This window comes from Lactobacillus bombicola, from assembly GCF_900112665.1.
Classification (GTDB): domain Bacteria; phylum Bacillota; class Bacilli; order Lactobacillales; family Lactobacillaceae; genus Lactobacillus; species Lactobacillus bombicola.
Map to the genome: position 1 here is coordinate 282,349 of NZ_FOMN01000002.1, position 14,080 is coordinate 296,428.

A 14,080-nucleotide genomic window follows, 5' to 3' on the forward strand; every position below is an offset into this window, starting at 1 on the left:
AATAATTATAGCATTGTCCCTATTTTTTAAGTTATACTGTGAACATAAAACTTTTATTTAAAAGAGGATTACATAATAATGAAAAAAGAAATTATTACTCTGACAATTGCAGGAAATGATAGTGATGGTAGTGCTGGAATGACTGCAGATTTACATTCATTTTATGCCCGAAAAGTATATGGTATGGGGCTTTTAACTGCCGCTGTTGCTGGAAACACCACGGGAATCTATGCCCAAGAAGTAATGCCCATTTCATTTATTCAAAAGCAATTCGATGTTCTAAATGATGATTTTGCAATTTCAGCTCTTAAAACTGGAATGCTGGCTAATAAAGAAATTATTACTTGCGTTGCAGCTAACTTGCGTAAATATGATATGGGTAAGATTGTCATTGATCCTGTTATTATGACTAAACATGGAAATACCCTGCTTGACGATGACGCTTACCAAGCTTTCTTAGATGAACTACTACCACTTGCTGATATCATTACACCTAATTTTTATGAACAACAAAAATTAACAGGGCTTTCTTTGGATTCAAAAGAAGAAGTGCTGATGGGGGCAAAAATGTTACAAGCAATGGGAGCGAAGAATATTTTAATGAAGGGGCGCCACGATAGTCCTCACCAAACCCGAGTAACCGATGTACTGCTGGCTGCTGACGGTCAGGTTTATGAATTTACTAAGCCGTTTATTAATACTGAACGAATTAATGGCACAGGCGATACCCTATCAGCAGTTATTGCTGCTGAACTTGCCAAAAAAATGTCAATTATTGACAGTGTTAAAATTGCTAAAGATTTTACTTATGAAGCAATCGCTCATCCAATTGAAGTTGGCTCAAAATATGGTCCAATTAATCATTTCGCTGCCCAAGAAGATATTGAATAATTATCTTTTGCTCACGCTTTACCTTTAGGATATACTTTAACCAAAGAATAGAGGTAGAGATAAAATGGCAGATAAATCAATTAAAATTGCATACTTATACGAAGACCTAATGAATACCTATGGTGATTCTGGTGATGTCAAAATTATTCGCTATTTACTAAAAAAACAAAATTATGCAACTCAAATAGATAATATTTCTTTAAACGATAGCTTTGACGCTTTTGACTATGACTTTGTTTTTTTTGGTGGTGGCCAAGATTTTGAACAAACTGTAGTTGCCAAAGACTTACCACGTCATAAAGATACTTTAACCAACTATATCAATAGTGACGGCCCAATGTTAGGTGTTTGTGGGGGCTATCAATTAGTTGGTTCTTATTACAAAACTAATTCTGGCATTACAATTAAAGGACTAGATATCTTACCCTTCCACACCGTTTTTAAGTCAGATAAGCGAATGATTGGTGATACTAGGTATCTGAGCGACTGGGGTGAAGTTAGTGCCTTTGAAAACCATTCAGGACAAACATATTTTGATGATAAAGAAAAACTGCATCCTTTAGGCAAAATGATTGAAGGTTATGGTAATAACCCCCAAGATAAAGTCGAAGGGCTACGTTATCATAACTTTATTGGTACCTATTCTCATGGACCATTATTAAAAAACCTTAATGTCGCCCAAGCAATTGTTGACATGATTTTGGCTCAGCATGAAAAACGACTTGCGGCTCAATAAAAAAACTGAACTACTAGCTAGTTCAGTTTTTTATTACCATCGCTCTTTTGCGTAAGCCATTTGCCAAAACTGCAATTCGTAGTAGCTACTGCGAATAAAAGCTGTTTGCATCATTTGACGATCAGTTGCGGTGGCTTGACTAGCCAAAATATTTATTAATTGCAAAATATGCGTCACATTGACCTCATACCAGTCACTATCATAAGTATCTATCCATGTTTGATAGAGTGCTACGGGTGAGCCAACTTTAGCTAATTTTTGCCCAATTTCTTGATACAACCAATAACAAGGAACAATTGCAGCGATTGCTGGGGCAAAGCCATCACGTTCGAGTGTCAGATACATATGATTGACATAATTATACGCCGTAGGCGCAACCGCTGTTTGTCTAATTTCCATTGGAGTAATTTTTAATCCCGTAAAAAAATCACTGCGGACAGACCATTCGCAAGCTCTAAGATCTGCTTCACTCTGCAATAAAAATTTTTTAATTTGCGGATTACCTGCTTGTTCAGCTAATAGATGATGGAACTTACTAAATTCAACTAAATAATATCGATCCTGCAGTAAATAAAACCGAAATTTTGTTAACGGTAGTTGGCCACTTTGTAATTCTGTAATGAAAGGATGCACCAGACTTTTTTGCCATATATTTTGTGCTGCTTGATGCAATTGCTGCGTGAAACTCATTAATTTGCCTCTTTTCTACTTTATTAATTTTATTCTTATTTTATGCCTATTTTTAATTGCCTTAAACTTAAAAAGTTATTATAATAGAAAGCGATAACACGAGGGGAGCCCCCATCGAGGCTGAGATGGAACTACGTTCTAGACCCTTTGAACCTGTAAGCTAATTCTTGCGTAGGAACGTGTCAATAACCGTTAAGCTTTGACACATGATAGTGTCAAAGCTTTTTATTTACGCAAGTAGGCTAGTGCAATTGTTGGAGGTTGAAATGAAGTTAAATATTCTCAATGAATTACGAGAAAAAAATCCGGTTGTTTTAAATGCTGCTAATTTTGTCACCGTTCAAGATGTTGCTAATAGTTTAAATGCTATTGGTGCTTCACCAATTATGAGTAAAGAAATTGCCGAAGCCGAAGAAATGGTTAAGATGGCTTCAAGCATCACCCTTAATCTCGGCACCTTAACCCAGTTGCAAATTGCCCAAATGAAAAAAATAGGCGCTTTAGCTACCCAAGATAAAAAGCCTATCGTATTTGACCCTGTCGCTGTAGGAGCGGTTAATTATCGTCTGCAAACAGCGCAGGACCTCCTCCACAGATTTCCAGTTAGCATAATCCGTGGTAATGCTGGCGAAATTGCAGCTTTAGGGGGTTTTGAATGGAATTCCCGAGGGATTGATGCCGGTTCGGGTTCAGGTAATCTTGACCAAATCACCCAAAAAACGGCTCAAAAATTGGACTGTGTTGTTATTGCTAGTGGTGCAACAGACACAATCAGCAATGGCAAGAAGATTGCACATGTTTACAACGGCACCCCGCTATTTCAAGCCCATGTTGGCTCAGGTGATGTACTATCTAGTATTGTGGCAGCTTTTACAACAGTTGGGGCTGATCCATTTGAAGCAGCTCAAACTGCCACCTTGGTATTTGCAGCTACTGGCGAATTACTAGCTAAAGACCATCCAGAAATTGGCCCTGGCACGTTCGGTATGCATCTGATAGACTACTTGGCTAAAGTTCAAGTTGCCGATATTGAAAAAATAGCAAAATTTGACTAAAGGACGACTTTTTATGACTGAAAAAATTAATTCTTTCCCTCAAGTATTAACAATCGCTGGGACCGATTCTGGTGGTGGTGCTGGTATTATGGCTGATCTTAAGACTTTTCAAATGCAAAAAGTTTTTGGTACAGCAGTGGTGGTAGCAGTTACCGCACAAAATACCCTTGGTGTACAAGACTCTTTTTTAATGCCATTAGAACTAATTGATGCACAATTTACTTCACTTGCCGCTGATTTTAAGATTCGCGCCTGCAAAACAGGAATGCTTGGCGATGCAGCTCACGTGCATCAAGTTGCTCTTAACCTAAAAAAGTATGATTTTGGTCCCATTACAATTGATCCCGTAATGGTAGCTAAAGGCGGTGCACCCCTGCTAAGTAAAGATGCTGTTAAAACTGTCAAAGAAGAACTTTTACCACTTGCAGATTTAGTAACACCCAACTTGCCCGAAGCTGAAGTACTGACGGGAATTAAGGCAAGCAGCGAAAAACAGTATCCCGCACTAGCTCATGCCTTACAAGAGATGGGTGTGAAAAATGTTCTAATCAAAGGTGGTCATGCTGAAAATGAACTAGTACGCGACTATACCCTCTTAGCCGATGGTACCGATTTTTGGATTAGCAGTCCACGTACCCACACCAAAAGAACTCACGGCACCGGTGACACTTTAGCTGCAACAATTACAGCTCAGCTCGCTCACGGTCAAACTTTAAGTGCTGCAATTAAACTTGGTAAACAATACGTAGCCAAAGCTATCGCAGAAACCATCCAAGTTGGCCATGGTCACGGACCACTTAATCATTGGGTAAAAATAAACTAGGAGAAATTATGCAAAAATTTGATCCCACACAGTTAACCGCATATTTTGTCTGTGGAACACAAGACCTGCCCGCAAACAAAAGTCTACCAGAATTAGTAGAAGAAGCTCTCAAAGCTGGCATCACTGCTTATCAATTCCGTGACAAGGGTCCTAAATCAACTTTGAAACAAAGTGACCGCTTATCAATGGCCGAAGAACTACACCAACTTTGTCAAAAATATGATGTGCCATTTTTTATCGATGATGATGTTGCTTTAGCCAAAAAAGTTCACGCTGAAGGAATCCATGTTGGTCAAGATGATGAAGATATTGCCCAGGTAATAAATGAAGTAGCCGGCCAGATGATTGTGGGCTACTCATGTTCTACTATGACAGAAATTGCCAAAGGCGACCTTATTGCTGGCATTGATTATTATGGCAGTGGTCCAATTTTTACCACACAATCAAAAGACAATGCTGATCCAGAAATAGGTCTTACTGGTTTAGCTAAACTAGTCAAGCGCACTCGTAGACCAATCGTTGCAATTGGTGGCATTAAGGTTACAGATTTACCAGCAATTGCCCAAACTAATGTAGCTGGCGCAGCAGTCATTTCAATGATTTCCCAAAGTAAGAACATTCAAAAGACTGTTACAGCAATGCTTACCACCAATTGGCAGCGACAATAAGAACAGTTAGCTTCTTCCTCGTTATTTAAAGTCCTAGCTAACTTCAAAAAAGGCAGTACTATCTTCAGTACTGTCTTTTTTTACTTCTTTAAATATACTTCATAAGAGTAATCTTTACTTTGCTTCAAATTTTTCAATACTAGGAGGTTTTTAATACGGCTAGGTGCATTGTTACGGCTCTTTTAAACATAATTAATCGAAATTGAGACAAATCTACTTGATCCTTGCAGAATTACCGTTGGACCATTGCCTTTTGCTGTACCATTAATTTCTACTTCACCCAAAATAGTAGCTAAATTGTCCTTAAGTTGCCATGACAATGGCAAGTAGATTGCAACCTCACTCATTAAAGCATTGACATTAATTATCACCGTATCGCCAGCCGGTTTAGCAGAATCTAGATAAACACTAGTTGTACCCATTGTTGAATTAATAGTGACTGTTTCTAAGTTTTGTGAATGAACGTAGCGCGAAACTTCCGATAATTTTTGGTTAATCACGATATGACGCTCATCATTTTCACTGTCGTCATCACCAAAATCACTTTTGGTAGAGGTGAATTCGCCCTCCGTCCAGCCTCTGCTTTGACGCTTATTGAAAAAATAAGATGTGTGATAGTGATGCCAGCTTTTTGCAAAAATCAAATGTAATCCCGCATACACTAAACAAGTTGCTAAAAGTAACGTCCACGGAACAATACTAGTGATGTGTAGTGGCTCAGCATAAACAATCAATAAAAAGGCGACTGAAAATACTGTACCAAATAAATTATGATTAACGAGGCTATTGATTAAGCTTACTGCAAAAATTACTGTCCAAAAAATAGTGGCCAAGCCTAAATGAAAAGATAAAAGCTGTAATTGATTAAGAATTAAGAAAACGGCTGCTGCCACTAAACCAATGCCCCACAAAATTTCTTTAATCTTTTGTTTTCTCATGATAAGGACCTTCTCTCATTTAATTTATCACTCAAATTATGATAATAACGGCGCGAAACGTAAACAACTTTGTAAGAATCTCGAAAATGTACTTGGCAATTAGAAATTGATCTAGTCAATGCATAAACCTGTTTTAAATTTAAAATAGTTGATTTAGAAACACGCATAAACTGCCAGCTAAGCAATTTCTCTAATTCATATAATTTATAATTAACGCTAAAAGAATTACCTTTTGTATGCGCAACTACTTGACGACCTTCCGTTTCCAAAAATAGAATATCATCTAAATTTAAATAGTATGTCAGCTCATTTTTGTAACATTCTAGTTGATTGGGTCGTTCACTTAATTCTTGCAGTTGCCGATAGATTTCTTCCACTTCGGCTGTTAATTCTGGTGCCTGAATAGTAACCATTGTTTCAGCAGTATCCGCATTCAAATCAATTTTAACTTTCAAAACTCTCACCTGCCCTTCAATTGGTAATTTTAATTAAACCCTAATTTAAACATAAAAGCCAGCAACATGGTGCAAGTGGTTCCTTTATCTAAGTAAGCGGTCAATTTTAATAAGTGAATATAATAGTCATAATTTTTTTACAAGTAATTGAAAAGATTCTGCCAAGAAAGATAACCCGCTAATAATTAACCATTTTGTTTTTTTAAAAATCGTTCTAATTCTTTGCCATACTCAGGCATACCCAATAAAGAAAAATTCTCAATTGCTATTTGGCAAATATCTAAATATTTATCTTCTGCTTTGTAATGATACCCAATCATATTTTTGAATAACAAAATGACATTTTTATAAAAAAACAATTCAGGTTTAGTATCGATTTGATCTGCAGCTATAATTAAAAAGTGTGTTGCATCATATTCATTCTCTTCAATACACTGAATTAATAAATTACCAATAACAGTTAGAACCATTGCCAACGTCTTCACATCATTGGATCCTTGGAATTGCTTAATTATCCTTCTAGTAATTAACATATTACTTTCAAGATCATAAAACATCATAAAATTGCAATACAGCACTAACTTAGACTTATCAAAATTAGGTCTACTAAATATTTCATCTTTTAGAGCCTTTTTTTCTGTATCATTTAAATCTTCATTATTTACATTAGCAATATAAGCATCCAGATAAAGTAAGTCAGTCTCCTTATTTGGCAAATCACTTTTATCAACAAATTTTTTTAACTTCACCAATTCATCTTTTGAATTCCGATAATAGGCATCGTTAATCACCGTCATTAATTCACGTTCTTGATTATATTTTGATTGTTTAGAATTATTTAGTTCACCAAAAAAATCAAGTAAAGAGACAGAATTATAACTCAGTAAACTTATTAAATCTTCTGCAGAAATACGATGAATATCTTTTTCTACCTTAGAGTAATAGGAAGGACTTACAATATCCCCAATCCACTCTCGTTGAGTTTTTTCTTTATTCAGTCGAAATTTTCTTAATAAGCTACCAATAGTCATAATTTTCTCCATTCCTGTTACTTGCAATACTATATTTTTAATTTTTATTACGCCTGAATTTATTTTTCCCAGTCAGTATTAATATTATATTTGTTCGGATTCACTTGCCTCTTTCTTATTTAACTATAAAGTTTCGAATACGACATTTTTATATTTGAAATTATAGCCTATTTATAATAAAAATATCATCAAATTAAGAAATGAGAGGCAAATATTATGAACATCTTTTTAAAGAATAAAAACTATAGAAAATTTACTCTTGCCAGCTGGTTATCTGGTGCAGGCAACATCCTTTTCTACCTGGCTCTCATGACTTATGCTAGCAAATTGAAAAATTATTCCTTGGCCTTATCTTTGATTGCGATTACCGAGTCACTACCAGACTTAATTCAAAGTCTCAGTGGCTACCTGGCCGACCGGACACATAATAAGTACCGCGTACTTGTCTGGCTTGCAGTCATTCGCTTTGCTTTGTATATGCTGGTAGGTCTGCTCTTTGTCACCAATATTGCCGGCTGGAACCTGGTTTTAATGGTTGTCGGACTCAACTTTGTATCTGATCTCTCCGGCATGTACTCTAGCGGTTTACAAACGCCCTTAATTGTCGGCCTAGTCGGTGAAAATGAAATGGCTGAAGCCCAGGGCTTTACCAGTGGCGTATCCCAACTAATTACGCTAGTTGCCCAGTTTGTCGGTTCCGGTCTCCTGCTCTTCATGTCATATTCAGAACTAGCCGTGGTCAATGCCCTAACTTTTTTAGCAGCTGGCTTACTCTATGCCAACATTGGCGCAAGTGTTCGTAAGCAGCTGCCTAACCAGAAAGAAGAAGTCAATGACCAAAACTTTTTTGCCACGATTGGTTCATCACTCAAGCAAGTACGGCAAGCCCAAGGACTCCTAACAATTGTTTTAGTTATAGCCATGCTTAACGGCCTACTCAGCTCTGTTGAGCCATTAATTTCAATCGTTATTGCCGGCAATAAAAATATGTTTATTGGCAACTATAGTTTCACCATTGCACTCCTAGGCGCCACGGCCGCAATCGGCTTAGCTCTTGGTAGTGCAGTTGGCACCCAACTCCTTAAAAGTACTTCACTTTTTCAGTTATCTTTATTATCTACCGTTAACAGTGCTATTATGGCCATTGCAATTCTAAATAAGAGCATCATAGCTTGCCTAATTTTAATGACCACCCTTGGTTTCTTAGCTGGTACGAGCAGTCCTAAGTTAATGCAATGGTTGGTTATCTCCGTAGACCGCAAAATTTTAGCTTCCTCAGCAGGGCTTTTAAACACCATCTTAGCAATTGCTGGTCCATTAATGACTACCTTATTTACCTCTATTGCCGGTGTAATCAACGTTACCTACGCCTTATACGGTGTTTTAGCTCTTAGTGTCATAGTTTTCATTGTTACTCTAATCGTAATGATTAAGGTCAATAAATAGCAATTACTTATGAGTATTAAAAAAAGAGTAATTCATTTACTCTTTTTTATTAATTATTTAATATCCAAATAATTTGTGCTATAAATCGTGTGGTTGTATCACTAAAGCAATAAACAATAATTTTAATATTGCCAGCTTGAGCAGAAATCAATATACTTTTTAACACAGCTGCATGCAAATGTGCAGTTTTTTTATTGTTAGTTTTTTCGTACATGCGCTCTAGTACTAAGTGACCAATACGATCGAATCCATTAATACCTATATATAGAATATTTAAAATTATTAAATTAGATTTTATTCTAATCCAACCTTTTTAAAAATTTCATCGACATGACGTAAATGATAATGATAATCAAACGCATCGTTCACGTCTTCTTGTGAAAGATAATTCATAATTTGACTATCTTCAACTAGCTTTTTAAATGAAAGACCATTATTCCAAGACTTAGCCGTCAATTTTTGCACCATGTCATAAGCTGTTTCACGTGATAATCCTGCTTCATCAATTAATTTAAGTAATAATCTTTGAGAATATATCAAACCATAAGTTTTATCCATATTCTGACGCATAGTGTTGGGAAAAACATCCAGGTTAGTTAAGATGCGATTGAATCTAGTTAACATATAGTCAATGCCACTTGTTGCATCAGGTAAAATAATTCGCTCAGCGCTAGAATGGGAGATATCACGTTCATGCCAAAGAGCAACATCTTCGTAAGCAGTAAGCATTTGCCCTCTTAAAACTCGAGCCATCCCACATAGATTTTCTGAACCAATCGGATTACGTTTATGTGGCATCGCCGAAGACCCCTTTTGACCAGCACGAAAATGTTCTTCAACTTCATGAATTTCTGATCTTTGTAAACCGCGTATTTCCGTGGCCCAATTTTCAATACTAGTTGCAATCAGAGCCATCGTAGCAATATATTCTGCATGTAAGTCACGTGGTAAAATTTGGCTTGTAATTGGTTGCTGCGTCAAATCTAATTGCTTTAAAACACTGGTCTCAACTGCAGGTAAAACATTAGCAAAAGTACCAACTGCACCAGAAATCTTCCCCGATTCAACCCCATGGGCAGCATGTTCAAAACGCTCAATATCTCGGTTAATTTCTGCATACCACCGTGCTAATTTCAAGCCAAAAGTTGTTGGCTCAGCCTGTACCCCGTGAGTCCGTCCCATTTCAACTGTATTTTTATATTTAATAGCTTTTTGGGCAATTGTTTGTCGTAACAGCAGTAAATCTTGCCGGATTAGTTTATCAGCTTGTTTTAAAAGGTAACCTTGAGCCGTATCTACTACATCAGTAGAGGTCAGCCCATAATGGACCCACTTTTTTTCTGGTCCAAGACTCTCAGAAACTGCCCGCGTAAAGGCAACCACATCATGATGAGTAACTTGTTCCAATTCATTCACTCGTTCAACAGTAAAATTAGCATTTTGAGCAATTTTAGTTGCCTCATTTTTAGGTATCGTACCAACTTCACTCCATGCATTAGTAGCAGCAATTTCTACCTTTAACCAGGCTGCATACTTGTTTTTAGTTGACCAAATTTTACCCATTTCTGGGCGTGTATAACGTTCTAACATAATTTATTTTTCCCAAGGATTTTGTAAAACAATAGTTTGTTCCCGCTCTGGTCCGACCGAGACTGTTACTAAAGGAACCCCCACCACTTCTGTTATCCGTTGCAAAAATTTTTGGGCATTTTCTGGCAAATCTTGCCAAGTTTTGACGTTGGTAATATCTTCTTGCCATGCTGGTAGCTCTTCATAAACTGGCTTGCAGCGCGCCAGTTCTTTTAAGCTTGCTGGATAATAGTCAATTTGCTTGCCGTCCAATTCATATGCAATAGCAATCTTAACTTTATCAAAGCCACTAAAAATATCTAATAAGTTCAAACTTAAGGCATTAATGCCCGCAACTCGCTTTGCATGACGCAAGGCAACTGCATCAAACCAGCCAATACGGCGTGGTCGACCAGTAACTGTACCATATTCATGCGCCGTTTCGCGAATACGATCACCAGTCTGATCAAATAATTCGGTAGGAAATGGACCGGCTCCGACTCTTGTAGTGTAAGCCTTACATACACCAATTACGGTATCTAAACGATTAGCACCAACACCAATGCCACTAGTTAAACCACCTGAAATTGTATTTGAAGATGTTACAAAAGGATAGGTCCCTTCATCAAGATCAAGCATAATTCCTTGTGCTCCTTCAAAAAGGACTTTTTCATTTTGATCAAGTGCTTGATTGACTAAAACTGAGGTGTCAGTTACATATTTTTTAATTTTTTGTCCATATTCATAATAAGTAGCAAAAATATCATCAAAGTTAAGTTCTGGCTTGTGATAAATTTGAGTAAATAAGGCATTCTTTTCCTTTAAATTAGCACTTAATTTTGTGGCAAAAGTATCTTTTTCAAGTAAATCACAGACGCGAATTCCAATTCTAGAAGCCTTATCCATATAGGCTGGACCAATTCCATTTTTAGTTGTACCAATTTTATTGTCACCTTTTGATTCTTCTTGGTATTCATCTTGCTTAATATGATAGGGCATAATGACATGTGCACGGTTAGAAATTCGCAGTTTACCAGTATCAATGCCATTTTCAGTTAAATTTTCTAATTCTGCTAATAAAACTTCTGGATTAATAACTACCCCATTACCAATAATGGCTCCTTTAGCTGCTGCAAAAATTCCGGACGGGAGTAAACGCATTTTAAAAGACTTATCATTAATTTCGATTGTATGTCCTGCATTATTGCCACCATTGGAACGAACTGCATATGAAGCTTCTTTACTTAGAAAATCCGTAATTTTCCCTTTTCCTTCATCGCCCCATTGACTACCAACTACTGCAATTGCTGTCATTTTATCCACCTCATACAAAAATATACCAATATAACATGAATAGTTTAGCAATTTACTTTATGATAGTCAAATAGAAATACGAATTATTATAGATTATTTGTTATAAATGGTTCGATTTTTAATTGACAAAATTAAATAAATTTATTATAGTTGCTTTGGTTAACAGATATTTATTTAGGAGTATATTTTTTATGAGTAATTATTTTAGCATGGAAGCCTTTGATTATGATGATATTCAGTTAGTACCAAATAAAGGAATCATCAAAAGTCGCCACGATGCTGATACTAGTATTAAATTTGGAAACCGAACATTTAAAATACCAGTGGTTCCAGCAAATATGGAAAGTGTGATTAATGAAGATTTGGCAATCTGGCTCGCTAAAAATAACTACTATTATGTAATGCATCGCTTTCAACCAGAAAAGCGGCTTAGCTTTATTGAAATGATGCATCACATGGGCTTATTTGCATCTATTTCCGTGGGTATCAAAAAAGAAGAATATTCTTTTATTGATCAATTAGCTGAAAAAGATATTATCCCTGAATACATTACTATCGATGTCGCACATGGACATTCTAATTTTGTAATTGAAATGATTAAGTACATTAAAGCCAAATTACCAGATACCTTTTTGACTGCTGGTAATATTGCCACGCCTGAAGCTGTACGTGAACTAGAAAATGCTGGTGCTGATGCCACCAAAGTTGGCGTTGGACCTGGTCGAGCCTGCATCACCAAATTAAAGACTGGGTTTGGAACTGGCGGTTGGCAACTAGCAGCGCTTAGAATGTGTAGTAAAGTTGCCAGCAAGCCGATCATTGCTGATGGCGGTATTCGTTATAATGGTGATATTGCCAAATCAATCCGCTTTGGCGCAACAATGGTCATGATTGGTTCAATGCTTGCTGGTCATGAAGAATCACCGGGCAATGTTATTAAAATTAATGGTAAAACATACAAACAATATTGGGGATCAGCTTCTGAAGTTCAAAAGGGCGCTTATCGTAACGTTGAAGGTAAGCAAATGCTAGTTCCGTTTCGCGGATCAATTACTAATACCTTGAAGGAAATGCAAGAAGATTTACAGTCCGCGATTTCTTATGCAGGTGGCAACAATCTTAATTCCATTAGATTAGTCGATTACGTTATTGTAAAAAATACAATTTTAAATGGCGATAAATAACTCTCAAAATATTTTTTTGATAAACTTTTATTTTAATGTGGTAATATTAAAAAAATTCCGTTAAAATAATATTTATCTCAGTATTGTTAGGTAGTCAGTACTGAGATTTTTTTTTGCAGTTTTTAATTAAAATCTATAAATAACAACGTAGCAATAAAACCACCCTGCCAAAATTATACTTATATATGTTATTGTTTTCATTAAATGCATTTGCTAAAATATACAACAAGTTTAAGTATAGAAAGATTTGACAGATATGAAAACTACAAAAAAAGCTTTAGAATTTTTAGCTGTTAATTTTATTTTTTTATTAACAATTGGATTAGTTGGCTTTACCCCAAAAGTAACTGCAGCTACCAAAAGTGACGTTAAGGCAAATGTAACCAAAAAAGAAAATAAATATATAACTGATGATCAAATTAAGAAGATATTCGATATACTAAAACCTTCATATAGTAAATATTTTGCCGATTCAAAAACTAATAAGCAATCGAATAAAGGTGCATCTTCTAAGTCAAAGAAAAATAAAACACCTAATAAAAAGCCAAAGCAAAATAACAATGCTGCTACCTTTATGGACTTTCTTTCTACTAATAATTCACTGACTGCCGCCCAAAAAGCAGCTGCTAAAACAGCTGCTACTCTGCTCAGAACTGGTAAATTAGGTAATAAATCAGCTCCTGTTTGGTTTAAAACTTACGTTGACTTGAATAGCGCAAAAGATGCTACCAGCATTAGTAACATTCAGGCTACCCTTAAAAATTTGAGCAATGTTAATAAAGTACGTGCTCAACTTAAAGAAAAACAATTAAGAATTTCGCCCATTTTAACCGCACTTTCAATGATTGATGCAGATTATCAAAAGCATGGCACCTTAACTGAACCACAATATTATGAATATACGAATAATTTAGAAAACTTAGCTAGTGGAACTGATCCCGTCAAAAAATGGCTAAGTGAACAAGCTAATTGGAAAGCAAATGTCACTAAAACACCAAGCTTAGCACCTTACGAGTTTTCTCCTAATTGGAAGAACAATAAATATGGATATGCCGTTTATGGCGCTAATGGTTATAAAGAGTCAGGGCATTATTTAAACTTAGTGAACAAGAATCATTGTATCATGGGCATGGCGCATATGATTCCAAACAGTAAGGGATATGTCGATGTTTTTAATGCTGCAGATACCGGAACCGCAAGTTCTTTAAAAGTTAGTGAGTATAAAAAATTAATCACTGAATGGCTACATAAGTAATTAAAAAAGCATTCATTTTAAAAAT

15 protein-coding genes and 1 riboswitch are annotated in these 14,080 nt (G+C 36.0%); of the genes, 8 read left to right on the forward strand and 7 right to left on the reverse strand.

Going from position 1 to position 14,080, the window contains the following annotated elements; genetic code table 11:
* Positions 1-78 precede the first annotated feature (78 nt).
* Positions 79-891, forward strand: coding sequence for a bifunctional hydroxymethylpyrimidine kinase/phosphomethylpyrimidine kinase (gene thiD, locus BM203_RS02890; protein ID WP_407656035.1), 813 nt, complete (start codon positions 79-81; stop codon positions 889-891).
* A 64-nt stretch (positions 892-955) separates the two neighbouring features.
* Positions 956-1,627 carry a type 1 glutamine amidotransferase gene (locus BM203_RS02895; protein WP_090092613.1) on the forward strand — a complete coding sequence of 224 codons (672 nt, stop codon included), beginning with the start codon at positions 956-958 and terminating at the stop codon, positions 1,625-1,627.
* A gap of 33 nt (positions 1,628-1,660) precedes the next feature.
* Here BM203_RS02895 and tenA read toward each other — a convergent pair whose 3' ends face one another.
* A complete protein-coding gene (tenA, locus tag BM203_RS02900) occupies positions 1,661-2,317 on the reverse strand; it encodes a thiaminase II (RefSeq protein ID WP_090092615.1) in 657 nt (218 codons plus the stop codon).
* A gap of 91 nt (positions 2,318-2,408) precedes the next feature.
* Positions 2,409-2,512, forward strand: a riboswitch (TPP riboswitch).
* 71 nt (positions 2,513-2,583) lie between these two features.
* Here tenA and thiM point away from each other — a divergent pair.
* The 3 genes from thiM to thiE are packed head-to-tail and all read left to right on the forward strand — an operon-like array spanning position 2,584 to position 4,863.
* Entirely contained in the window at positions 2,584-3,372 is a 789-nt protein-coding gene (gene thiM / locus BM203_RS02905) for a hydroxyethylthiazole kinase (protein WP_090092616.1), read from the forward strand.
* A gap of 13 nt (positions 3,373-3,385) precedes the next feature.
* Complete coding sequence (gene thiD / locus BM203_RS02910; RefSeq protein WP_090092618.1) at positions 3,386-4,195, forward strand: bifunctional hydroxymethylpyrimidine kinase/phosphomethylpyrimidine kinase; 810 nt, start codon at positions 3,386-3,388, stop codon at positions 4,193-4,195.
* A gap of 5 nt (positions 4,196-4,200) precedes the next feature.
* On the forward strand, positions 4,201-4,863 hold the full coding sequence (thiE, locus tag BM203_RS02915; RefSeq protein ID WP_090092688.1) for a thiamine phosphate synthase: 663 nt from the start codon (positions 4,201-4,203) through the stop codon (positions 4,861-4,863).
* A gap of 182 nt (positions 4,864-5,045) precedes the next feature.
* Here thiE and BM203_RS02920 read toward each other — a convergent pair whose 3' ends face one another.
* The 3 genes from BM203_RS02920 to BM203_RS02930 form a co-directional block, all read right to left on the reverse strand.
* On the reverse strand, positions 5,046-5,801 hold the full coding sequence (locus tag BM203_RS02920; RefSeq protein WP_090092620.1) for a LiaF transmembrane domain-containing protein: 756 nt from the start codon (positions 5,799-5,801) through the stop codon (positions 5,046-5,048).
* Complete coding sequence (locus tag BM203_RS02925; protein ID WP_090092622.1) at positions 5,798-6,256, reverse strand: LytTR family DNA-binding domain-containing protein; 459 nt, start codon at positions 6,254-6,256, stop codon at positions 5,798-5,800. Before BM203_RS02925 ends, BM203_RS02920 begins: the two co-directional genes overlap by 4 nt.
* A gap of 185 nt (positions 6,257-6,441) precedes the next feature.
* Entirely contained in the window at positions 6,442-7,299 is an 858-nt protein-coding gene (locus tag BM203_RS02930; protein WP_090092623.1) for a helix-turn-helix domain-containing protein, read from the reverse strand.
* A 204-nt stretch (positions 7,300-7,503) separates the two neighbouring features.
* Between BM203_RS02930 and BM203_RS02935 the strand changes: the two genes are divergently transcribed.
* Positions 7,504-8,733, forward strand: a complete 1,230-nt coding sequence (locus tag BM203_RS02935) for an MFS transporter (RefSeq protein ID WP_090092625.1) — start codon at positions 7,504-7,506, stop codon at positions 8,731-8,733.
* 49 nt (positions 8,734-8,782) lie between these two features.
* Here the strand turns inward: BM203_RS02935 and BM203_RS08415 are convergent, their stop codons facing one another.
* The 3 genes from BM203_RS08415 to BM203_RS02945 form a co-directional block, all read right to left on the reverse strand.
* Positions 8,783-8,947 carry a hypothetical protein gene (locus tag BM203_RS08415; RefSeq protein ID WP_159428281.1) on the reverse strand — a complete coding sequence of 55 codons (165 nt, stop codon included), beginning with the start codon at positions 8,945-8,947 and terminating at the stop codon, positions 8,783-8,785.
* Between the two features lie 80 nt (positions 8,948-9,027).
* Positions 9,028-10,323 carry an adenylosuccinate lyase gene (gene purB, locus BM203_RS02940; RefSeq protein ID WP_090092627.1) on the reverse strand — a complete coding sequence of 432 codons (1,296 nt, stop codon included), beginning with the start codon at positions 10,321-10,323 and terminating at the stop codon, positions 9,028-9,030.
* A 3-nt stretch (positions 10,324-10,326) separates the two neighbouring features.
* Positions 10,327-11,616, reverse strand: a complete 1,290-nt coding sequence (locus tag BM203_RS02945; protein WP_090092628.1) for an adenylosuccinate synthase — start codon at positions 11,614-11,616, stop codon at positions 10,327-10,329.
* 191 nt (positions 11,617-11,807) lie between these two features.
* On the opposite strand from BM203_RS02945, the gene BM203_RS02950 reads away from it, so the two are divergent.
* Together BM203_RS02950 and BM203_RS08570 are read left to right on the forward strand one after the other, a co-directional pair.
* The gene (locus tag BM203_RS02950; RefSeq protein ID WP_090092630.1) at positions 11,808-12,800 is read left to right on the forward strand and encodes a GMP reductase; all 993 of its coding nucleotides are present in this window, start codon (positions 11,808-11,810) and stop codon (positions 12,798-12,800) included.
* A 256-nt stretch (positions 12,801-13,056) separates the two neighbouring features.
* The gene (locus tag BM203_RS08570) at positions 13,057-14,055 is read left to right on the forward strand and encodes a CAP domain-containing protein (RefSeq protein WP_228150087.1); all 999 of its coding nucleotides are present in this window, start codon (positions 13,057-13,059) and stop codon (positions 14,053-14,055) included.
* The last annotated feature ends 25 nt before the right edge of the window (positions 14,056-14,080 follow it).

Bases quoted from the DNA above. Each gene is read 5' to 3' on its own strand.
- thiD (WP_407656035.1), top strand. From the start codon at position 79: ATGAAAAAAGAAATTATTACTCTGACAATTGCAGGAAATGATAGTGAT.
- BM203_RS02895 (WP_090092613.1), top strand. From the start codon at position 956: ATGGCAGATAAATCAATTAAAATTGCATACTTATACGAAGACCTAATG.
- tenA (WP_090092615.1), bottom strand. From the start codon at position 2,317: ATGAGTTTCACGCAGCAATTGCATCAAGCAGCACAAAATATATGGCAA.
- thiM (WP_090092616.1), top strand. From the start codon at position 2,584: ATGAAGTTAAATATTCTCAATGAATTACGAGAAAAAAATCCGGTTGTT.
- thiD (WP_090092618.1), top strand. From the start codon at position 3,386: ATGACTGAAAAAATTAATTCTTTCCCTCAAGTATTAACAATCGCTGGG.
- BM203_RS02920 (WP_090092620.1), bottom strand. From the start codon at position 5,801: ATGAGAAAACAAAAGATTAAAGAAATTTTGTGGGGCATTGGTTTAGTG.
- BM203_RS02930 (WP_090092623.1), bottom strand. From the start codon at position 7,299: ATGGAGAAAATTATGACTATTGGTAGCTTATTAAGAAAATTTCGACTG.
- BM203_RS02935 (WP_090092625.1), top strand. From the start codon at position 7,504: ATGAACATCTTTTTAAAGAATAAAAACTATAGAAAATTTACTCTTGCC.
- BM203_RS08415 (WP_159428281.1), bottom strand. From the start codon at position 8,947: ATGTACGAAAAAACTAACAATAAAAAAACTGCACATTTGCATGCAGCT.
- purB (WP_090092627.1), bottom strand. From the start codon at position 10,323: ATGTTAGAACGTTATACACGCCCAGAAATGGGTAAAATTTGGTCAACT.
- BM203_RS02945 (WP_090092628.1), bottom strand. From the start codon at position 11,616: ATGACAGCAATTGCAGTAGTTGGTAGTCAATGGGGCGATGAAGGAAAA.
- BM203_RS02950 (WP_090092630.1), top strand. From the start codon at position 11,808: ATGAGTAATTATTTTAGCATGGAAGCCTTTGATTATGATGATATTCAG.
- BM203_RS08570 (WP_228150087.1), top strand. From the start codon at position 13,057: ATGAAAACTACAAAAAAAGCTTTAGAATTTTTAGCTGTTAATTTTATT.